This window comes from Nocardioides sp. NPDC127514 (assembly GCF_040302125.1).
Lineage (GTDB): Bacteria > Actinomycetota > Actinomycetes > Propionibacteriales > Nocardioidaceae > Nocardioides.
Genome location: NZ_JBEORF010000003.1, coordinates 52,986 through 71,295, shown reverse-complemented (window position 1 = coordinate 71,295; position 18,310 = coordinate 52,986). Strand labels below are relative to the sequence as shown.

Sequence of the window (18,310 nt, the reverse complement as noted above, 5' to 3'; positions counted from 1 at the left end):
CCCTGAGGTACGTTTCGAACGTAACCTCCCCAAGGAGCGTGCGATGTCAGTCACCCGGATGGCTCGGGCAGCTTTACGCAGGGATCGTCGTGCCCGGCGGGTCACGATCATCGGCGCCGGCATCGGCGGCCTGACTCTCGCCGTCGAACTGCGTCGCAGAGGCATCGATGTCGAGGTCTACGAGGCCGCGGCCGATCCACGCCCGGCCGGCGACGCCGTGCTGCTACCGGCCAACGCGACCCGGCTCCTGGCGCGCATCGGACTCGAGCCGGATCTCGGTGAGGCGGCGGCGACCGTCAATGGCTGGGTCTGGCGCGACGGCCACACCGGAGCCGCGATCGGCCGGGTGCTCTCCGCCGCGGAGTACGCCGACCGTGCCGGGGCGCCCTGCTATGGCATCGGTCACGCCGACCTGCACGCGCTTCTGAGCGAGGCGTTCGGCACCGAAGGGCTCCACCTCGGCCACCGTCTGGTCGGTCTCACCGATCCCGGCGACGGCCCCGCGACCTTGGAGTTCGCCGGCGGCGAGTCGGTCGAGGCCGACCTGGTCATCGGCGCCGACGGCGCCGGATCGAAGCTGCGCGAGCACGTCGTCGGCTACGACGACACCCAGTTCTCCGGCTGCATCGCCTGGCGCGGGATCGTCCCGCGCTCGCAGCTCACGCTGCTCCCCGACCCCGGCCGCGTGCAGGTGTGGACGGGGACCGACGGCCACCTGATGCATCATCCGGTCGGCGACGGCGACCACGCGTTCCTGCTGGTCAAGCGGCAGCTCGGGCCCTGGACACCGGACTCGTGGTCCTGGCCGGCCGACCCGGACGAGCATGTCCATGCGTACGCCGGCTGGCATCCGGCCGTGGTCCAGATGATCTCCGCGGCACCGTGCTCGGAGCACTGGGGCCTCTTCCACCGGCCACCCCTGGCCACCTGGTCGCGCGGCCGGGTCACGCTGCTCGGCGACGCCGCTCACCTGATGGTCCCCCACCACAGTCAGGGTGCCGCCCAGGCGATCGAGGACGCGATCGTCCTCGCCGACTGTCTTGCCGGCGACGACGACACGGACCGCGCCCGCGCGACCTACGAGGTACGCCGCCGCGACCGCACCCGCCGCATCCAGATCGCCTCGCTGGCCGCCGCCGACGTCCTCCATCTTCCCGACGGTCCGCGCGCCCAGGCCCGCAACAAGCGGCTCGGGTCAGGCGATGCGTACGACCGTCATCTCGCCTGGATCCACGACCACGACGTGGCCGTCTCCAGCCACCGCCCGTAACCCCGGGGCCTGCTGCCGCGTTGCCCAGGAGTGAGAGCCTTCCTCGGACGCACGGGGTTCCTGGCGCTCGGCATCTGGGCGATGTACGCATCCGCCGTCGCCGTAGCGCTGGTGCAGCTCGGCGCCGAGCCCGACGCCGGCAGCGTCTGGTCCGGCCGCCCGATGGCCCCCGGCAGCCCCGCCGCCCTCATCGAGAAGCACGACTGCTGGAGTGCCGAGGCCCCACGTGACATGACCGGCAGGCTCCCCGGCCACGCCATCGTCGCCACCGGCCCCGCCCCGCGCTACGTCGACGCCCACCTCACCGGCAAGGCCCTCGACCAGGTCTTCTCCGGCGAGGACCACGGCCTCGTCGTCTACGCCTTCTGCCGCTGACGCCTCACGCCTAAGCAACAGCGCGCAGCTCGAACCTGAGCCCGAGCGCGTTGGTCACCTTGAGGATCGTCGACCAGGTCGGGTTGCCGTCCGCGGAGAGCGCCTTGTAGAGGCCGTCGCGACTCATCCCGACCCGTCGAGCGAGCTCACTCATGTTCTGCGACCTGGCGATCACGCCGAGCGCGCGAGGCACCGCTGTCGGGTCGTCTGCCGACTCCTCGAGGGCAATCTCGAGGTACGCAGCGACATCCTCGAAGTCGTCCAAATAGTCGGCAGCGTCGAATCGCTTGTACTTGTCAGCGGCCATCGTGCCCACCGTCCTTGTCTGCATGCCACTCGTCAGCCAGGAAATGCGCGACCGCGATGTCCTCGCTCTGCGTCGACTTGTCGCCACCGCAGAGCAACAGAATCAGCTTCTCGCCATCCCGCAGGTAATAGACCCGGTATCCCGGGCCATACGCCAGCCGCATCTCGGAGATGCCATGACCGACTGGCTTCACGTCGCCGGGGTTGCCTCGGGCCAACCGGTCGACACGCTCCACGATGCGTAATCGGGCCTGACGGTCCTTCAGCTTCCTCAACCACTTGTCGAAGGCGTCCGTGCTGACGACTTCCATCAGTTGTCGACTATATCTGACACTAGAAGCGTTTCCAAGCAATCATCCATGGTGAGGCACTCCTTGCCGTGCATCCAGAACGCCTCGTCCGTCGAGGCTTTCTGGAACGCTAGCGGCGCCCACCGACAGGTTCGGGCGAGCGCCGACGTCACAGGCCGATCGACGCGGCTGACCTGCCTCGCCTTACGCCCAGAGCTGGCCCTCGAGGCCTTCCTCGGCGTCGTCGATGGTGCCTTCGTACGCCCCGGTGGAGAGGTACTTCCAGCCGCCGTCGGCGACGACGAAGGCGATGTCCGCCTTCTCGCCGGCCTTGAGGGACTTGGCGGCCTGGGCGAGGGCGGCGTGGAGGATGGCGCCGGTGGAGATGCCGGCGAAGATGCCCTCGAGCTCGAGGAGCTCGCGGACGCGGCGTACGGCGTCACGGGGGCCGACCGAGAAGCGGGCGTCGATCAGGGACGCGTCGTAGAGCTCGGGGACGAAGCCCTCGTCGAGATTCCTGAGCCCGTAGACGAGCTCGCCGTAGCGCGGCTCGGCGGCGACGATGCGTACCTCCGGCTTGGCGGCGCGGAAGTAGCGGCCGACACCCATCAGGGTCCCGGTCGTGCCGAGCCCGGCGACGAAGTGGGTGATCGAGGGGAGGTCGGCGAGGAGCTCGGGGCCGGTGCCCTCCTCGTGGGCGCGCGCGTTGGCGGCGTTGCCGTACTGGTAGAGCATCTCCCAGTCGGGGTGCTCGGCGGCGAGGCGCTTGGCGACCCGGACGGCCTCGTTGGAGCCACCGGCGGCGGGCGAGGAGACGATCTCGGCGCCCCACATCCGCAGCAGCTGGCGACGCTCCTCGGAGGTGTTCTCGGGCATCACGCAGACGATCCGGTAGCCCTTGAGCTTGGCGGCCATGGCCAGCGAGATCCCGGTGTTGCCGGAGGTCGGCTCCAAGATCGTGCAGCCCGGGCGGAGCCTGCCGTCCTTCTCGGCCTCCTCGACCATGCGAAGAGCCGGGCGGTCCTTGATCGAGCCGGTGGGGTTCCGGTCCTCGAGCTTGGCCCACAGACGTACGTCGGGAGAGGGCGAGAGGCGGGGCAGCCCCACCAACGGGGTGCCCCCGACCGACGCCAGCAGGTTGTCGTAGCGCATGGGGTCCATCGTCGCATCAACCGATCGACTGATGCCCACTCGCGCCGATCGCCCGATCCGTGAGACCGCGTCACCGACCAGGCTGAAGGTATGCATCAGGAGCGAGAACCAGCGGTCGTCGTGGACGGCCTGCGCAAGACCTATGGCGAGAAGGTGGCGGTCGACGAGATCAGCCTTCACGTCGAGACCGGAGAGATCTTCGGCATCCTCGGCCCCAACGGAGCCGGCAAGAGCACGACCGTCGAGTCGATCGCCGGCCTGCGGGTCGGCGACCGCGGCCGGATCCGGGTCCACGGCATCGACCCGTGGACGGATCGCGCCGCCGTGACGGAGGTGCTCGGCGTACAGCTCCAGGAGGCGAAGCTGCAGCCGAAGATCACCGTGCAGGAGGCGCTGGAGCTGTGGAGCGCCTTCTACCCCGAGCCGGAGCCGTGGGCGCCACTGGCCGAGCGGCTCGGCCTCGGCCCTCACCTGCGGCAGCGGTTCGAGAACCTCTCCGGCGGTCAGCAGCAGCGGCTCTCGATCGCGCTGGCGCTGATCGGCCGGCCGCGTGTCGTCGTCCTCGACGAGCTCACCACCGGCCTGGACCCGCGGGCCCGCCGTGAGGTGTGGGACCTGGTGCGAGACGTACGCGACCGGGGTGTGACCGTCCTGCTGGTCACCCACTCGATGGAGGAGGCGCAGACGCTCTGCGACCGGATCGCCATCGTCGACGCCGGCCGGATCCGGGCGCTGGACACTCCGGCGGGGCTCATCGACTCCGCCTCCGCCGCCACGATCACCACGTTCGAGACCACGGTCGCGATCGACCTGGCCTCGCTGCGCGAGCTCGCCGGCGTCACCGCGGTGCGCGCCGAGAACGGCACCGTCACCGTCGAGGGCGCGGAGGGAGTCGCGCTCGCGGTCATCGAGATGCTGCGTGCGCAGGGCGTCACCCCGCAGCGACTCCGGGTCGCCGCGGGCAGCCTCGACGCCGCCTACCTCGACCTCACCGAAACAGACACTCGCCAGGAGGCGCTCCGATGACCAGCCCGACCGTCGCCGTGATCCGTACGGAGTCCCGGCTCTTCGCCCGCGAGCGGCTCTCGCTCTTCTGGATCGTCCTGTTCCCGAGCCTGCTACTCGGGGTGCTCGGGCTGATCCCGAGCTTCCGCGAGGACAGTGCCGACCTCGGCGGCCGGAGCCTGATCGATGTCTACGTCCCGGTCACCGTGCTGCTCTCGATGATCATGGCGGCGATCATGACGATGCCGCCGACGCTCACCGGCTACCGCGAGAGCGGGGTCCTGCGGCGACTCGGGACCACGCCGGCCCGCCCCGCCTCGATCCTGCTCGGCCAGGTGCTGGTGCACGCCGTCGCGGTCGCGGCCTCCTCGGTGATCGTGATCGTGCTCGGCCGGGTGGCGTTCGGGACCCCGCTCCCGGAGTCGCTCCTCGGATACGTCGTCGCCTACGTCCTGGCACTGGCCGTCTCGCTCGGGATCGGCGCCGCGATCACCGCGGTCTCCCCCAACGCGAAGACCGGGCAGGTGGTGGGGATGGTGGTCTTCTTCCCGTCGATGTTCACCGCGGGGGTCTACTTCCCGGTCGAGGCCTTCGGCGGCACCGCCCGCGACATCATCTCGTTCACGCCCTACGGCGCTGCCTCCAACGCGCTCAACGACGCCGCCGGCGGCGCCTTCCCGCAGCTGGTGGATCTGGCGGTGATGGGCGGCTGGGCGGTCGTGCTCTACCTGATTGCCGTGCGCGCCTTCCGCTGGGAATGAGAAGGTCCTCCACATGACCTCGGCTGTCGGGCACGAGCAGCGCTGGGAGCGCAATCTCAAGGTGCTGCCCTTCGTGCTGCTCGCGCTCGCCTCGGCGATCTGCGTCGCGACCTTTCCCGAGATCGGGCCGCAGTCGCCCGGCGCACGCGTGATCTTCGGGATCCTCGTGGCGGCGACCGCGGTGTGGACGTGGCGATGGATGTACGTCTACGGCCGCCCCCATCCGGTCGGCTACATCGGCCGCACGGCACTGGCCGCAGTGCTGACCGCGATGCACCCGCTGTTCTGCATCTTCGCCTGGATCGGGTTCCTGGACGCGTTCGACTCCTTCCGCGGTCGGTGGCGATGGGTGGCCATGGCGGCCACCGCAGTGATCATGGCGATGGGTCAGACCGGAGGTCCGCCCCCATACGACAACCCGTGGCAGAGCCTGCTGCTGCCGCTGTTGTTCGTGCTCAACTTCGGTCTGGCCTCCCTCATGGGCCGCTACAGCGAGCACCTCGACGCCGTCAGCCGGGAGCGCGCCGCGACGATCGACCGCCTCGAGGAAGCACTCACCGAGAACGCCCGGCTCCAGCAGGAGCTGCTCGCCCAGTCACGCTCAGCCGGCGTACGCGACGAGCGCGAGCGCCTCGCCCGCGAGATCCACGACACCATCGCCCAGTCCCTGGCCGGAGTCGTGGCCCAGCTCCAGGCCGCCGAGGGATCCGCGGACGCCCAGGACGTACGCCGCCGGGTGACCCGGGCGACCGAGCTGGCCCGCACCGCGCTGGTCGAGGCGCGGCGGTCCGTGCAGGATCTCACCCCCGCCGAGCTGGCCGACGCGGGCCTCGCCGACGCTCTCTCGAGGCTGGTCACGAGCTGGCGCGACGACCATGGTGTCGAGGCCTCCTTCGTCGTCGTCGGCGATGCCACGGCGCTGCACTCCGAGGTCGAGGCGACACTGCTGCGGATCGCCCAGGAGGCACTCGCCAACGTCGCCAAGCACGCCTCCGCGCAACGGGTCGGCGTCACCCTCACCTTCGACGACGCCGACGTCATCCTCGACGTGCGCGACGACGGCTCCGGCTTCGACCCCACCGCTCCGCGCCGCTCGTCCTCGTTCGGGCTGGGCATGATGCGCGAGCGGGCCCAGCGCCTGGCCGGCACCTTCACCCTCGAGTCCGCCCCCGGCGCCGGCACCGCCGTCTCCGCCAGCATCCCCGCACTCCCCCGAGGACCCGCATGACTCAGATCAGGATCGTGGTCGCCGACGACCACCCCGTCGTACGCGACGGGGTGGTCGGCGTGCTCCGCGCGCAAGGCTTCGAGGTCGTCGGCCAGGCCGGCGACGGGGCGGAGGCACTGGCCCTCGTCGAGGAGCTCGAGCCGGACGTACTCGTGCTGGACCTGCGGATGCCCGGCACCGGCGGGGTCGAGGTGATCGATCGGCTCCGGGCGTTGGAGTCGCCGACCGGCGTACTGGTCCTGACGACGTTCGACACCGACTCCGACGTGGTCGCCGCGATCGAGGCGGGTGCGACCGGCTATCTGCTCAAGGACGCGCCGACGCCGGACCTGGTCGAGGCCGTCCGCGCGACGGCGGCCGGCGAGACCGTCCTCTCCCCCGCGGTCGCGACCCGGCTCGCCTCCCGGCTGCGCTCACCCGGTCCGACGGCCCAGCTGAGCCCCCGCGAGCGCGAGGTGCTCACCCTCGTCGCGCGCGGCACGACCAACCGCGCCATCGCCGCGAAGCTCTTCGTCAGCGAGGCGACGGTCAAGACCCACCTGGGTCACATCTTCGACAAGCTCGGGGTCACAGACAGAGCAGCCGCGGTCGCACGAGCGTACGACCGCGGCATTCTGGGCTGAAGGGTTCAGCAGCCGCCGGCGACGGCGGGAAGCACGACGACCTGGTCGCCGTCCTTGAGCTCGGCGTCGAGACCGCCGATGAAGCGTACGTCCTCGTCGTTGATGTAGACATTGACGAAGCGGCGCAGGTCACCGTTGTCGATGAGGCGCTCCTTGATGCCGGAGTGGTTCGCCTCGAGGTCGTCGATGAGCGCGCTCAGGGTCTTGCCCTCGGCGCTGACTGCCTTCTCACCGGCGGTGTAGGTGCGGAGGATGGTCGGGATCTTGACCTCGATGGCCATGGGTTCGTTCTCCTAGATGTAGGTGTTGCGCGTCACGACAACGTCGGGACGATGCTGATTTCTTCCTCGGTGACGGTGCCGTCGACGATCCGGTAGGACCGGAACTCGACCGGACCCTCGTCATTTCCGTGCTCTCGGGTGCTGACCAGCACGTAGTGAGCGTTCGGCTCCATCGCCAGCCCGATGTCGGTGCGGGACGGGTAGGCCTCGGTCGCCGTGTGGGAGTGGTAGACGACCACCGGCTCCTCGTCGTTCGCGTCCATCTCCTTGTAGAGCTGGAGCAGATCGGTCGAGTCGAACTCGTAGAAGGTCGGCGAGCCGGCGGCGTTGATCATCTCGATGTATCGCTCCGGCCGGTCGGACCCCTCAGGGCCCGCGACGATCCCGCACGCCTCGTCGGGATGGTCGCGCTTCGCGTGGGCGACGATCGCGTCGTACGTCGCCTGGTCGATGGTCAGCACGCTGCTCAGCGTATGCGCCCGAGCACCGGATCCTGAACGTGACCGGCCCTCGGACGCCGTCCGCATCGCGCACCGGATCCGTGCTAGGCGGCCGCCGTCAGACCCCCGCGTACGAGGTCGGCGTAGGCGCCGCCCCGCAGCAGCAGCTCCTCATGGGTGCCGACCTCGACGACCCGGCCCTGGTCGAGCACGGCGATCTGGTCGGCGTCGCGAACGGTGGAGAGGCGGTGGGCGATGGTGATCGTCGTACGTCCCTCCGCCAGGCGGTCCAGGGCGGCCTGGACCTCCCGCTCGGTGGTGTTGTCGAGCGCGGAGGTGGCCTCGTCGAGCACGAGCACGCGCGGGTCTCGCAGCAGCGTGCGGGCGATCGCCAGCCGCTGTTGCTCACCGCCGGAGAAGCGGTGGCCGCGGGAGCCGACGAGCGTGTCGTAGCCGTCGGGGAGCCCGACGATCAGATCGTGGATCCGGGCAGCACGCGCAGCTTCCTCGATCTCGGCGTCGCTCGCCTCGGGGCGCGCGTGGCGCAGGTTGTCGCGAACGCTCGCATGGAGCAGATAGGTCTCCTGGGTGACCATGCCGACGTTGGCGGCCAGGTCGGCGAGAGTCAGGTCGCGCAGGTCGACCCCGTCGAGCAGCACCCGGCCAGAGGTCGGGTCGTGCAGCCGCGCGACCATCCCGGCCAGCGTCGACTTGCCCGATCCGGTGGCCCCGACCAGCGCCAGCGAGCCGCCAGCGGGCACCCGCAGCGAGATGTGCTCGAGGACGGGTTGCGAGCCGTCGTAGGAGAACCCGACGTCGTCGAGGACGACCTCCCCGCGAGCCTCAGCCAGAGGCACCGGGGAGGCCGGGTCGTCGATCTCGACCGGCAGGTCGAGGTACTCGAAGATCCGCGAGAAGAGCGCCAGGGAGGAGGTCACGTCGACCCCGACGTTGAGCAGACCCATCAGCGGCCGGAAGAGCGAGCCCTGGAGCGAGACGAAGGCGACCAGGGTCCCGATGGTCAGCGCACCGGAGGTCGCCGGGAAGCCCGCGGCGAGGTAGAGCGCGGCCGGAACCGCGGCGAAGACCACCTGCATGGTCGCCATCCGCCACCGCCCGGCGAGCTGGCTGCGTACCTCCAGACCGACGAGGTCGTGGGAGGTCTGCTCGAAACGGGAGGCCAGGGCCGGCGCGGCACCGAGCGTCTTGGTCAGCAGGATGCCGCTCACCGAGAGCCCCTCCTCGACCTGCACGTGCAGGTCGGCCATCTTCGCCTGACGCTGCGTCGTGACCGCATAGCGCATCTGCGCCACCTTGCGGGTCGTCCACACCGCCGGCGGCAGCACCACCAGCGAGATCAGCGCGAGTCGCCAGTTGAGCGCCATCATCGCGACCACGGTGCCGACGACGACCGTGACGTTGGCCGCGATCGAGGTCGCGGTGGAGGTGACCACCGACTGCATCGAGCCGATATCGTTGACCATCCGCGACTGCACCTCGCCACCCCGGGTACGGGTGAAGAAGTCCAGCGACTGGCGCTGCAGGTGCCCGAAGAGGTCGGTACGCAGTCGGTGCATGACCCGCTGGCCGACCTCGGTCGAGATCAGCGTCTGGGCCACGCCGAGGGCGGCGGAGGCGATCGCGACGAGCACCATCGCGGCGACGCTGAGCACGAGCAGCGTGGTGTCGCGCTCGGGCAGGGCGGTGTCGATGACGTGCTTGACCAGGAACGGCTGCGCCAGACCGATCACCGAGCTCACCACGATCAGCGCCACGACGAGAAGCAGGCGCCCACGGTAGGGCGCGAAGAGGCGGGCGATCCGCCGCAGCGAGACCGGCTTGGCCTCGAGCTGGGCGCGATCGGCGCGCTTGCTGCCGGGATCACGGCCGGATCGGCCGGATTCGCCGGAAGGTCTGTACGGGTGCGGCTCACTCATTCGAACACCTCGATCCTATTTACTGAGGTTTGCTCACAATGAGGCCAACGCACGATGGCGTTAGGATTATTCCTGTGGACGAGACCGCCGACCTGCTGATGGCGGCAGCGCGCACCCTTCGCCGCCGCTTCGGCGACGCGACCGCCCGTTGGGGCGTCACCCCCTCGCAGGCCCGTGCTCTGCGGATGGTGCTCGCCGCCGATGAGCCGATGCGCCTCTCGGCGCTCGCCGAGAGGCTCCGCATCGTCCCTCGGTCGGCCACCGAGGTCATCGACGGCCTCGAGCTCCACGGCCTGGTCGTGCGCCAGCCGGATCCCGCCGACCGTCGGGCGGTCTGCGTGGTCGCGACCGAGGAAGGCGTACGCCTGGGACGACTGATCGAGGAGGCTCGTCAGCAGGCGGCCGACGAGCTGCTGCGGCCCCTGCCCGAGGAGGACCGGAGGACGCTCACCCGGATCCTGGTCACCCTTCTGGACGGCCGTGCAGCCGAACGCTCGCCCTAGTCAGGACGCCGCCCACAGCGCTTCGACCATGGTCTCCTGCAGGATCCCGACCCACTGGTAGATCCCGTAGACCTGGCCGGCGGGGTCGTCGTCGGGCAGCGAGTCCCAGAAGTCCTCGTCGCCCTCCTCGACCCCGAGCCGGGTCGCCAGCGCGAGCCGGATGTCGGTGAAGGAGCGCATCCACGCCTCGGCGTCGGGGATCGGCAGCTCGACGTCGATGACCAGCCCGTCCTCGTCGAGCTCGGGCGGGAGGCCCGCCTCCTCGAGCGAGTCGATGATCGTGGACGCGGCCCGCGCCTTGCCGTCGCGCAGCCCACCCTCGGTGAACCGCCGAAACTCCCCGGCGGCCTCTTCGTCGTTCCCGTACGCAGAGGGGAAGAGCCGCTTCAGGACCGGGTCCTCGGGCTCGGTGGTCGGCCCCGAGAAGTCGAGCAGGGCCTCGAGCGGGTCGTCGCTCTCGGCAGGTGCGGCGACCTCGTTGCGCAACAGCTCGACGAGCTGCGAGGCCAACGAACGGAGCAGGTCGGCCTCGAACCCGGAGAAGGTCGCGATGATCTGCTTGCTGCGGCGGTGGTAGCTGAACCCGCCCATCACTCCTGCTTCTCCAGTGTCGCCCAAAGGCCGTACTCGTGCATCGCCTGCACGTCGCGCTCCATCTCCTCGCGTGACCCTGAGGAGACGGCCGACTTGCCGTCGTTGTGCACCTCCATCATCAGCTTCTCCGACTTCTTCTTGGAGTAGCCGAAGTACTTCTGGAAGACGAAGGTGACGTACGACATCAGGTTGACCGGGTCGTTCCAGACGATGGTCACCCATGGGGTCGACGGTGCGACGACGTCGTCGATCTCCGGCTCGTCGAGCTCCACGGGGCTTGGCGCGCTCATGCAGTCCATCGTGCCACGATGTGCCCGTGGACTCGACAGCGGACTCGACCGCGCTCCTGACAGATCACTACGAGCTGACCATGCTCCAGGCCGCCCTGAAGGCGGGCACCGCGGAGCGTCGCGCCGTCTTCGAGCTGTTCCCCCGGCGCCTGGCCGGCGGGCGCCGCTACGGCGTGGTGGCCGGGGTCGGGCGCGCGCTCGACGCCCTCGAGGCGTTCCGCTTCGGCTCGGAGCAGCTGGCCGTCCTGGAGGGCGTCGTCGACGGCCCGACCCTGGAATGGCTGGCCGGCTACCGCTTCACCGGCGACATCTGGGGGTACGCCGAGGGCGAGACCTTCTTCCCGCACTCGCCGCTGCTCGTGGTCGAGGCCAGCTTCGCCGAGGCGGTCGTCCTGGAGACCGTGCTCCTCTCGATCTACAACCACGACTCGGCCATCGCCACCGCGGCCTCCCGGATGACGCTCGCGGCCGGTGAGCGCCCCTGCATCGAGATGGGCTCGCGCCGCACCCACGAGGCGGCCGCGATCGCCGCCGCCCGCGCGGCCTACGTGGCCGGTTTCACCGCCACCTCCAACCTCGCCGCCCGCGCCCGCTTCGGCGTGCCCACGACCGGCACCTCCGCGCACGCATTCACCCTTCTGCATGACACCGAGGAGCAGGCCTTCCAGGCTCAGGTCGCCTCCCTCGGCAAGGGCACGACGCTGCTCGTGGACACCTACGACATCGCCGAGGCCGTGGCGAAGGCGGTCGAGATCGCCGGTCCCGAGCTCGGCGCGGTGCGGATCGACTCCGGCGACCTGGGGCTCCTCGCCCATGACGTACGCCGCCAGCTCGACGACCTCGGCGCCACCGAGACGAAGATCATCGTCACCAGCGACCTGGACGAGTACGCCATCGCCGGCCTCGCGGCCGCCCCGGTCGACGGCTACGGCGTCGGCACCCAGCTGGTCACCGGCTCCGGCCACCCGACCGCCGGCTTCGTCTACAAGCTGGTCTCCCGCGAGGGTGCCTCCGGCGACCTGGAGCCGGTCGCCAAGAAGAGCGCGTCCAAGGCGTCGATCGGCGGCCGGAAGTACGCCCTGCGCCGCCGCAACCGCAAGGACGTCGCCGACGCCGAGGTGATCGGCATCGGCACCGCACCCGAGGGCGACGGCAACGACCGGCCGCTGCTCACCCAGCTGGTCAAGAACGGTGAGGTCGTGGGCCGCGAGCCCCTCGACGCCGCGCGCGAACGTCACCGCGCCTCGGTCGCCGAGCTCCCCGTCATCGCCCACTCGCTCCTGAAGGGCGATCCGTCGATCCCGACGCTCTTCCAGTGATGTCTCGCGGGGCCGGTCTCCCCAGGCCGGTCTAGGCTGACGGGCATGACGCGTGCACTGATCGTGGTCGACGTACAGAACGACTTCTGCGAGGGCGGGTCCCTGCCGGTCGACGGCGGGGCCCGGGTGGCCTACGACATCGGTCAGCTGCTGCGGGAGCGGGCGGCGAGCAAGGACCCGGAGCAGACGTACGGGCTGGTCGTGGCCACTAAGGACCACCACATCGACCCGGGCGACCACTTCGGCAACCCGCCGGACTACGTGAACTCCTGGCCGGCGCACTGCGTGGTCGGCACCGACGGCGAGGCCTTCCACCACAACCTCGACCCGGTCACCTTCGACGAGATCTTCCGCAAGGGCGAGTACGCCGCGGCCTACTCCGGCTTCGAAGGCGCGGCCACCGGCGGCGCCAATCTGACCGACTGGCTCCGGGCCCACGGCGTCGAGGAGGTCGACGTGTGCGGGCTGGCGACCGACTACTGCGTACGTGCCACCGCGCTCGACGCGCGAGCCGCCGGTTTCCACACCACGCTGCTCGCCGACCTGACCGCAGGCGTGGCCGCGGCGAGCACCTCGGCTGCCATCGAGGAGATGCGATCGGCCGGGATAACGGTCTCGTGACAGAATTGAGAATTTTGGGCAGATAGAAATCACCCGAAGGTCTATTCTCTCTCGAATGGCTCGGATCTCGGCGACAGCCCCCCTTCGCGAACCCCACTTCCGCTGGTTCTTCGCGTCGCGATCGATCAACCTGGTCGGCAACTTCATGGCGCCCGTCGCCCTGGCCTTCGCGGTCCTGGAGATCAGTGACGCGCCGATCGCGATCGGCGCCGTCCTCGCGGCCCGCACCATCCCGATGATCGCCTTCATGCTCATCGGCGGCGTGCTCGCCGACCGGATGGGCCGAGCCCGGATCCTGTTCGCCTCCAACCTGGTCTCGGGCCTGAGTCAGGCGGCCGTCGCCGTCCTCGTCATCGCAGGTGTCGCCGAGTTGTGGCACCTGATCGCACTCTCCGCGCTCAACGGCATCGTCTCCGCCGCCGGTCTGCCCGCCCAGCAGGGGATCATCCCGCTCGTGGTGCCTCGCACCATGCTGCAGGAGGCCAACGTGCTGATGTCGCTGACCCGGGCGATCGTCGCGGTCGCCGGTCCCGGCACCGCCGGCCTGCTTGTCCTCAGCGTCGGCGCTGGCTGGGCGCTCGCGCTCGACGCCGCCACCTGGATCATCGCGGCTCTGCTGCTGCTGCCGGTCAAGATCAGCGGCGCGGTCGGCAAGGCCTCGGTCATCGGCGATCTGCGCACGGGGTGGGACTACTTCCGCTCGACGAGCTGGCTGTGGCTCTGTGTCGGCGCCGCGACGATGCTCAATGCGCTCTATGAGGGCGGACTCCTCACGCTCGGCCCGCAGCGGGCCGAGGGCTCAGGCCTGGGAGCGGGCGGCTGGGGCCTGATCCTCACCTTCCAGGGGATCGGCGTGCTCGTCGCGACCCTCGTGCTGATGAAGGTGCGGCTCGAGCGGCCGCTGTTCTACGGCATGATCGGCATGGCCCTGTTCGGGCTGCCGATCGCCGCCCTCGGCTTCTCCACCGACCTCGCCGTACTGTTGCCCGCGGCCGCCCTCTCCGGCGTCGGCATCCAGGTCTTCAGTCTCGGCTGGCAGCTCTCGATGCAGGAGAACGTCCCGAGCGACCTGCTCTCCCGGGCGTCCTCCTACGACCAGCTCGGCACCTACATCGCCATCCCCGTCGGACAGCTGGCGATGGGGCCGCTGGCCGCTGCGTACGGGATCGAGAACATGCTCGCGATCGCCGGCATCGCCTACGTGGCGATCTCGCTGGCGACGCTGCTGAGTCCGGCCGTACGCCGCCTGAACCGGGTCTCCTTCCCGGCACCCGAGCGCAACGGCGCCCCGGCCCACTAGGGACTCGCGCGACCTACGACGCAGGCGTCGCGCTCTCCAGCAGCGACCGCAGCAGGTCGACCAGGCTGGTGACCGAGAGGTCGGGATCGAACGCACGCTGGACACCGAGCCCGATGCCGAGCGAGAGCACCTGGACGGCGGCATCCTCGGCCGGCGAGGCCAGGGTGAGGCCGAGGTCGGCGGCCTGCTGCTCGATGAGGCCGGCGATGGTCGCGGTGAGCTCGCGACGCCGGCCGGCGAGCTGCTGGCTCACCTCGGGGACGCGGCGGGTGCTGGTCGCGAACTCGACCTCGAGCGCGGTCCAGCCGACGTCGCCGATGTTGGCCTCCGCCCACGCCGCGAAGGCGTCGATCCTGCCCTCGACGGTGTCGACGCCGCTGACGGCGTCCGCCAATGACTGCGCTCGCTCCCGGTGGATCACGTCGAGCACGGCCAGGCCGAGCTCGTGCTTGGTCGAGAAGTTCGAGTAGACCGCGCCCTTCGAGAAGCCCGCCGTGGTGGCGACCTTGTCGAGCGAGGTCGCGTTGTAGCCGTCGGAGAGGAACATCCCGTGCGCGGTGGCGATGAGTCGCTCACGCGTCTGCGCGTGCGACTCCTTGCGCGTGATCCGGCCCACGGGTCAGATCTTACCTGCTCGACCTACCGTCGGTATTCAAATACCATTAGTATCCCAACATGAGTCGACGACGCGCACGCACGAGCACCCACCACGAGGTCGTCGTCATCGGCGCCGGCATCTCCGGCATCGCGGCCGCGATCAAGCTGCGCGAGGCGGGCGTCGAGGACGTCGTCATCCTCGAGAAGGCCGACACCTACGGCGGCACCTGGCGGGCCAACACCTATCCGGGGTGCGCGTGCGACGTACCGTCCAACCTCTACTCGTTCTCGTTCGCGCCCAACAGCGACTGGTCCCGGGTCTACGGCAACCAGCCGGAGATCCTCGCCTACATCGACGGCGTGGCCCGGGATCGCGGCCTCGAGGAGATCACCCGGTTCGGGGTCGAGGTCCGCGGCGCGACCTGGAACGCCGAGTCCGCCGGGTGGCGCCTGGAGACCAGCGACGGCGAGATCGCCACTCGCTTCCTGGTCGCCGCCGCCGGGCCGTGGAACGAGCCAAAGATCCCGGACCTGCCCGGTCTGGCCGACTTCCCCGGCGACGTCTGGCACTCGGCCCGGTGGAACCACGACGTCGACCTCGACGGCAAGCGGGTGGCCGTGATCGGCACCGGGGCGTCGGCGGTCCAGTTCGTACCCGAGGTCCAGAAGCAGGTCGCCGATCTGCACCTCTTCCAGCGCACCGCCCACTGGGTGCTGCCCAAGGTCGACCATCCGGTGCCGAACGCGGAGAAGTGGGTCAAGCACCACGTGCCCTTCTTCGAGAAGGCGCTCGGGGCGGTCGAGTACGCCGCCATGGAGGCCGTCGGTATCGCCTTCCGCCGCCCGCAGCCGCTGATGCGGGGCTTGCAGCAGATCGGCGGGGCCTACCTGCGCACCGTCGTCCGGGACAAGGAGCTCCGGGCGAAGCTGACGCCCGACTACCTGCTCGGGTGCAAGCGGATCCTCTTCTCCAACAACTACCTCCAGTCGCTGACGAAGCCGAACGTCGAGGTGCACGCCACCGGCGTCGAACGGGTCGAGGGCGCACGCGTGATCGGCACCGACGGCAGCACGGCGGAGGTCGACGCGATCATCCTCGGCACCGGCTTCCACATCCTCGACATGCCGGTCGCCGACCTGATCCGTGGAGCCGACGGCCGCACGCTCGCCGAGCACTGGGCCGGCTCCCCCGAGGCCTACCAGGGCACCTCGGTCACCGGCTTCCCCAACGCGTTCGTGGTGCTCGGCCCGAGCCTCGGCACCGGTCACGGCTCGGCCTTCGCCGTCGCCGAGTCGCAGGTGGCGATGATCACCGAAGCCATCACGACCGCCCGCGCACAGGGCTGGACGAAGCTCGACGTCAGCCCACAGGCCCAGGCCGCGTACGTCGCGGACGTGCAGGCCGCGCTCGCCGGCACCGCCTACAGCGGCGCGTCCTGCCACAGCTACTTCATCGACGCCAACGGTCGCAACAGCTTCTCCTGGCCGTGGTCCACCGGCGAGCTGGTCCGCCGGATCAGCCGCTTCGACCCGGCAGACTTCGAGGTCACTCGGCGATCGGTGGTCGAGGCTGCCGAGACCGAGGTTCCCGCCTGACCGGATCGAGGCGCAGCAGGGCTCACGCCCACTTGTCGGCGAGCGTACGGATCACGTTGACGTTGCGGTTGGTGCTGATGGCAATGTGGCGCTCGACGACGGCGTTGGTGATCTTCGTCTGATGGAAACCCTCGGTGAGCAGGTGCACGGCGCGGCCGATGACGTAGACCCGCTCGCCCTCCCCCGCCCGAGCGACCAGCGCGTCCCGGGAGCCGGAGTCGGTGAGCTCCTTGCACAGGAACACGAACTGCTTGCCCTCGTGACCCATCCCGACCGCCGCGGCATCGTTGGCGATCACCTTCAGCTCAGCGGGCGTCACACAGATCGTCGGCACCTCGAAGAATCGGTCGGCCGCGAAGGCCTCCTCCAGGATCGCCTCCATCTCGGCCCGGTCGCCGACCGGGTGGTCGAAGCGTACGTTGCCCGTGTTGATGTAGGTCTCGACGTCGGTTCCGCCCGCCCTCACCACGGCGGCTGAGATCGCCTGTTTCGGGAATTTCCGGGTCGCACCGAGGTTGATGGCGCGCAGGAACGCGATCCAGGTGTGCCGTTCCGTAGTCATTCTCAGATAGTCTCCACCCGTTCACCGCGCCGCAACCCCCAACTCTGGATTCCGATCGATGCCTTCACAGCAGCTGCTTCCCTCGGAAGCCCCGACCGCCTCGGGCTCCGCCTCGGCGAAGACCCTGGACCTCTCCAGCGACCTCGTCGTCTACGCGGCACGGCTCATGCGCCTGGTCCGCCGAGCGCTCGACCTTCCGGCCAGCGTCCGGGTCCTCACGATCCTCGACGCCATCGGACCGCTGGGCATCACCGACCTGGCTCGCGCCGACGGCTGCTCGCAGCCGACCATGTCGGCCCAGATCGCCCAGCTGGTGGAGACCGGCCTGGTCAGCAAGGAGCCCAACCCCGCCGACGCGCGGGCGAGCCTGGTGACGCTGACCGATGCCGGTCGCGCCGACCTCGCCGACGTACGTGAGCGCATCTCCCACCTCATCGCCGAGCGGCTGGAGTCGCGCCACCGCACCCAGGCCGATCTCGAGGGCGCCGTCGCCGTCCTGCGTGACCTGGTCGAGGGCGACTCCCCCGCCTAGGCCAAGGCGGCGGCCGCTGCGGCGACCACATCGGGATCGGTCACCCAGTGACCGCCGTCGTCGGCGACTCCCAGCGCCACCCCGCGGGTCGTGACGACCCGTCGCTTGGCGGAGAGGTGCACGCCCTCGACACCGAGCTCCGCGAGCGCCCTGATGGCGTCCACGGTCACCCCGCCTCCGGCCAGTACGTCCGGTCCGCCGACCGCGACCATCTCGGCGATCTTCGCCGCCCCGGCCGCAGCGGCCGGCGCACCACCTGAGGTCAGCACCCGGTCGACCACGCCGTCCAGTGCCCGGATCGCGGCGACCGGGTCCGCGCTGAGGTCGATCGCCCGGTGGAACGTCACCGTCGCCTCGTACGCAGCGGCAGCACCCGCCAGCTCCCGGACCAGCTCCACGTCGGGCTCCCCGTGCGGGGTGAGCGCGCCGATCACGATCCCGTCGGCTCCCGCCTCCAGGACCGTCTCGACCTCGCGCCGCAGCAGGTAGCGCTCCTCGAAGGAGTAGCCGAACCCGCCCGGCCGCGGCCGGACGAGCACATGGACGCCCTGCCAGCCGTCATCGGCGTCGACGCCTCCGACCTCGTCGAGGACTCCCTCGACCAGGCCCTGCGACGGGGTGACGCCACCGACCTCGAGGGCGGAGCAGAGCTCGATCCGGTTCGCCCCGCCCGCACGCGCGGCGAGCGCGCCGGCCACCGACGTCACCGCGATCTCGAGCGCCGTCAT

General features: G+C 70.1%; 23 protein-coding genes. 12 read left to right on the top strand and 11 right to left on the bottom strand.

What is annotated here, in order from left to right:
* Nucleotides 1-43: 43 nt before the first annotated feature.
* Nucleotides 44-1,270 (top strand): FAD-dependent oxidoreductase, encoded by a 1,227-nt coding sequence (locus ABTX24_RS03095; RefSeq protein WP_350837351.1) that lies wholly within the window; start codon nucleotides 44-46, stop codon nucleotides 1,268-1,270.
* Nucleotides 1,271-1,300: 30 nt separating this feature from the next.
* On the top strand, nucleotides 1,301-1,645 hold the full coding sequence (locus ABTX24_RS03090) for a hypothetical protein (protein ID WP_350837349.1): 345 nt from the start codon (nucleotides 1,301-1,303) through the stop codon (nucleotides 1,643-1,645).
* Nucleotides 1,646-1,655: 10 nt separating this feature from the next.
* Here the strand turns inward: ABTX24_RS03090 and ABTX24_RS03085 are convergent, their stop codons facing one another.
* The 3 genes from ABTX24_RS03085 to ABTX24_RS03075 form a co-directional block, all read right to left on the bottom strand.
* Nucleotides 1,656-1,952, bottom strand: a complete 297-nt coding sequence (locus tag ABTX24_RS03085) for an addiction module antidote protein (protein ID WP_350837347.1) — start codon at nucleotides 1,950-1,952, stop codon at nucleotides 1,656-1,658.
* Complete coding sequence (locus tag ABTX24_RS03080; protein WP_502890860.1) at nucleotides 1,942-2,262, bottom strand: type II toxin-antitoxin system RelE/ParE family toxin; 321 nt, start codon at nucleotides 2,260-2,262, stop codon at nucleotides 1,942-1,944. The genes ABTX24_RS03085 and ABTX24_RS03080 overlap by 11 nt, the downstream gene beginning before the upstream one ends.
* A 183-nt stretch (nucleotides 2,263-2,445) precedes the next feature.
* Nucleotides 2,446-3,393, bottom strand: coding sequence for a PLP-dependent cysteine synthase family protein (locus ABTX24_RS03075; protein ID WP_350837345.1), 948 nt, complete (start codon nucleotides 3,391-3,393; stop codon nucleotides 2,446-2,448).
* A 90-nt stretch (nucleotides 3,394-3,483) separates the two neighbouring features.
* Between ABTX24_RS03075 and ABTX24_RS03070 the strand changes: the two genes are divergently transcribed.
* From ABTX24_RS03070 to ABTX24_RS03055, 4 genes are read left to right on the top strand one after another with little or no spacing between them, the layout of a single operon-like run.
* Nucleotides 3,484-4,419, top strand: a complete 936-nt coding sequence (locus tag ABTX24_RS03070; protein WP_350837343.1) for an ABC transporter ATP-binding protein — start codon at nucleotides 3,484-3,486, stop codon at nucleotides 4,417-4,419.
* Nucleotides 4,416-5,159, top strand: coding sequence for an ABC transporter permease (locus ABTX24_RS03065; protein WP_160024699.1), 744 nt, complete (start codon nucleotides 4,416-4,418; stop codon nucleotides 5,157-5,159). The genes ABTX24_RS03070 and ABTX24_RS03065 overlap by 4 nt, the downstream gene beginning before the upstream one ends.
* A 13-nt stretch (nucleotides 5,160-5,172) precedes the next feature.
* Nucleotides 5,173-6,387 (top strand): sensor histidine kinase, encoded by a 1,215-nt coding sequence (locus ABTX24_RS03060; RefSeq protein WP_350837341.1) that lies wholly within the window; start codon nucleotides 5,173-5,175, stop codon nucleotides 6,385-6,387.
* The gene (locus ABTX24_RS03055) at nucleotides 6,384-7,010 is read left to right on the top strand and encodes a response regulator (protein ID WP_350837339.1); all 627 of its coding nucleotides are present in this window, start codon (nucleotides 6,384-6,386) and stop codon (nucleotides 7,008-7,010) included. The genes ABTX24_RS03060 and ABTX24_RS03055 overlap by 4 nt, the downstream gene beginning before the upstream one ends.
* 5 nt (nucleotides 7,011-7,015) lie before the next feature.
* On the opposite strand, the gene ABTX24_RS03050 is transcribed toward ABTX24_RS03055, so the two are convergent.
* The 3 genes from ABTX24_RS03050 to ABTX24_RS03040 form a co-directional block, all read right to left on the bottom strand.
* Complete coding sequence (locus ABTX24_RS03050) at nucleotides 7,016-7,291, bottom strand: MoaD family protein (RefSeq protein ID WP_008358635.1); 276 nt, start codon at nucleotides 7,289-7,291, stop codon at nucleotides 7,016-7,018.
* 32 nt (nucleotides 7,292-7,323) lie between these two features.
* Nucleotides 7,324-7,752, bottom strand: a complete 429-nt coding sequence (locus tag ABTX24_RS03045; protein ID WP_350837337.1) for a M67 family metallopeptidase — start codon at nucleotides 7,750-7,752, stop codon at nucleotides 7,324-7,326.
* 83 nt (nucleotides 7,753-7,835) lie between these two features.
* Nucleotides 7,836-9,668 (bottom strand): ABC transporter ATP-binding protein, encoded by a 1,833-nt coding sequence (locus ABTX24_RS03040; protein ID WP_350837335.1) that lies wholly within the window; start codon nucleotides 9,666-9,668, stop codon nucleotides 7,836-7,838.
* A gap of 74 nt (nucleotides 9,669-9,742) precedes the next feature.
* Here ABTX24_RS03040 and ABTX24_RS03035 point away from each other — a divergent pair, with 74 nt between their 5' ends.
* Nucleotides 9,743-10,171: a MarR family winged helix-turn-helix transcriptional regulator gene (locus tag ABTX24_RS03035; protein WP_350837333.1), complete on the top strand. Its 429-nt coding sequence runs from the start codon at nucleotides 9,743-9,745 to the stop codon at nucleotides 10,169-10,171.
* Here the strand turns inward: ABTX24_RS03035 and ABTX24_RS03030 are convergent, their stop codons facing one another.
* Nucleotides 10,172-10,762 (bottom strand): DUF2017 domain-containing protein, encoded by a 591-nt coding sequence (locus ABTX24_RS03030; RefSeq protein WP_091049194.1) that lies wholly within the window; start codon nucleotides 10,760-10,762, stop codon nucleotides 10,172-10,174.
* Nucleotides 10,762-11,055 carry an ATP-dependent Clp protease adapter ClpS gene (clpS, locus tag ABTX24_RS03025; protein WP_201451084.1) on the bottom strand — a complete coding sequence of 98 codons (294 nt, stop codon included), beginning with the start codon at nucleotides 11,053-11,055 and terminating at the stop codon, nucleotides 10,762-10,764. Before clpS ends, ABTX24_RS03030 begins: the two co-directional genes overlap by 1 nt.
* Before the next feature lie 26 nt (nucleotides 11,056-11,081).
* Between clpS and ABTX24_RS03020 the strand changes: the two genes are divergently transcribed.
* The 3 genes from ABTX24_RS03020 to ABTX24_RS03010 are packed head-to-tail and all read left to right on the top strand — an operon-like array spanning nucleotide 11,082 to nucleotide 14,295.
* Nucleotides 11,082-12,374 carry a nicotinate phosphoribosyltransferase gene (locus ABTX24_RS03020; protein ID WP_350837331.1) on the top strand — a complete coding sequence of 431 codons (1,293 nt, stop codon included), beginning with the start codon at nucleotides 11,082-11,084 and terminating at the stop codon, nucleotides 12,372-12,374.
* 36 nt (nucleotides 12,375-12,410) lie between these two features.
* Complete coding sequence (locus ABTX24_RS03015) at nucleotides 12,411-12,995, top strand: isochorismatase family protein (protein ID WP_502890826.1); 585 nt, start codon at nucleotides 12,411-12,413, stop codon at nucleotides 12,993-12,995.
* Nucleotides 12,996-13,050: 55 nt separating this feature from the next.
* The gene (locus tag ABTX24_RS03010) at nucleotides 13,051-14,295 is read left to right on the top strand and encodes an MFS transporter (RefSeq protein WP_350837327.1); all 1,245 of its coding nucleotides are present in this window, start codon (nucleotides 13,051-13,053) and stop codon (nucleotides 14,293-14,295) included.
* A gap of 13 nt (nucleotides 14,296-14,308) precedes the next feature.
* Here the strand turns inward: ABTX24_RS03010 and ABTX24_RS03005 are convergent, their stop codons facing one another.
* Nucleotides 14,309-14,911: a TetR/AcrR family transcriptional regulator gene (locus ABTX24_RS03005; protein ID WP_350837325.1), complete on the bottom strand. Its 603-nt coding sequence runs from the start codon at nucleotides 14,909-14,911 to the stop codon at nucleotides 14,309-14,311.
* Nucleotides 14,912-14,970: 59 nt separating this feature from the next.
* Here ABTX24_RS03005 and ABTX24_RS03000 point away from each other — a divergent pair, with 59 nt between their 5' ends.
* A complete protein-coding gene (locus ABTX24_RS03000) occupies nucleotides 14,971-16,488 on the top strand; it encodes a flavin-containing monooxygenase (RefSeq protein WP_350837323.1) in 1,518 nt (505 codons plus the stop codon).
* A gap of 22 nt (nucleotides 16,489-16,510) precedes the next feature.
* Here the strand turns inward: ABTX24_RS03000 and ABTX24_RS02995 are convergent, their stop codons facing one another.
* Nucleotides 16,511-17,050 (bottom strand): DUF1697 domain-containing protein, encoded by a 540-nt coding sequence (locus ABTX24_RS02995; RefSeq protein WP_160024711.1) that lies wholly within the window; start codon nucleotides 17,048-17,050, stop codon nucleotides 16,511-16,513.
* Nucleotides 17,051-17,108: 58 nt separating this feature from the next.
* Here ABTX24_RS02995 and ABTX24_RS02990 point away from each other — a divergent pair, with 58 nt between their 5' ends.
* Complete coding sequence (locus ABTX24_RS02990; protein ID WP_160024712.1) at nucleotides 17,109-17,582, top strand: MarR family winged helix-turn-helix transcriptional regulator; 474 nt, start codon at nucleotides 17,109-17,111, stop codon at nucleotides 17,580-17,582.
* Here ABTX24_RS02990 and ABTX24_RS02985 read toward each other — a convergent pair.
* Nucleotides 17,579-18,310 carry a copper homeostasis protein CutC gene (locus ABTX24_RS02985; RefSeq protein ID WP_350837321.1) on the bottom strand — a complete coding sequence of 244 codons (732 nt, stop codon included), beginning with the start codon at nucleotides 18,308-18,310 and terminating at the stop codon, nucleotides 17,579-17,581. The genes ABTX24_RS02990 and ABTX24_RS02985 overlap by 4 nt on opposite strands.

Bases quoted from the DNA above. Each gene is read 5' to 3' on its own strand.
- clpS (WP_201451084.1), bottom strand. From the start codon at position 11,055: ATGAGCGCGCCAAGCCCCGTGGAGCTCGACGAGCCGGAGATCGACGAC.
- ABTX24_RS03050 (WP_008358635.1), bottom strand. From the start codon at position 7,291: ATGGCCATCGAGGTCAAGATCCCGACCATCCTCCGCACCTACACCGCC.
- ABTX24_RS03075 (WP_350837345.1), bottom strand. From the start codon at position 3,393: ATGCGCTACGACAACCTGCTGGCGTCGGTCGGGGGCACCCCGTTGGTG.
- ABTX24_RS03065 (WP_160024699.1), top strand. From the start codon at position 4,416: ATGACCAGCCCGACCGTCGCCGTGATCCGTACGGAGTCCCGGCTCTTC.
- ABTX24_RS03010 (WP_350837327.1), top strand. From the start codon at position 13,051: ATGGCTCGGATCTCGGCGACAGCCCCCCTTCGCGAACCCCACTTCCGC.
- ABTX24_RS03085 (WP_350837347.1), bottom strand. From the start codon at position 1,952: ATGGCCGCTGACAAGTACAAGCGATTCGACGCTGCCGACTATTTGGAC.
- ABTX24_RS03070 (WP_350837343.1), top strand. From the start codon at position 3,484: ATGCATCAGGAGCGAGAACCAGCGGTCGTCGTGGACGGCCTGCGCAAG.
- ABTX24_RS03095 (WP_350837351.1), top strand. From the start codon at position 44: ATGTCAGTCACCCGGATGGCTCGGGCAGCTTTACGCAGGGATCGTCGT.
- ABTX24_RS02985 (WP_350837321.1), bottom strand. From the start codon at position 18,310: ATGACGGCGCTCGAGATCGCGGTGACGTCGGTGGCCGGCGCGCTCGCC.
- ABTX24_RS03055 (WP_350837339.1), top strand. From the start codon at position 6,384: ATGACTCAGATCAGGATCGTGGTCGCCGACGACCACCCCGTCGTACGC.
- ABTX24_RS03040 (WP_350837335.1), bottom strand. From the start codon at position 9,668: ATGAGTGAGCCGCACCCGTACAGACCTTCCGGCGAATCCGGCCGATCC.
- ABTX24_RS03080 (WP_502890860.1), bottom strand. From the start codon at position 2,262: ATGGAAGTCGTCAGCACGGACGCCTTCGACAAGTGGTTGAGGAAGCTG.
- ABTX24_RS03060 (WP_350837341.1), top strand. From the start codon at position 5,173: ATGACCTCGGCTGTCGGGCACGAGCAGCGCTGGGAGCGCAATCTCAAG.
- ABTX24_RS02990 (WP_160024712.1), top strand. From the start codon at position 17,109: ATGCCTTCACAGCAGCTGCTTCCCTCGGAAGCCCCGACCGCCTCGGGC.
- ABTX24_RS02995 (WP_160024711.1), bottom strand. From the start codon at position 17,050: ATGACTACGGAACGGCACACCTGGATCGCGTTCCTGCGCGCCATCAAC.
- ABTX24_RS03000 (WP_350837323.1), top strand. From the start codon at position 14,971: ATGAGTCGACGACGCGCACGCACGAGCACCCACCACGAGGTCGTCGTC.
- ABTX24_RS03030 (WP_091049194.1), bottom strand. From the start codon at position 10,762: ATGGGCGGGTTCAGCTACCACCGCCGCAGCAAGCAGATCATCGCGACC.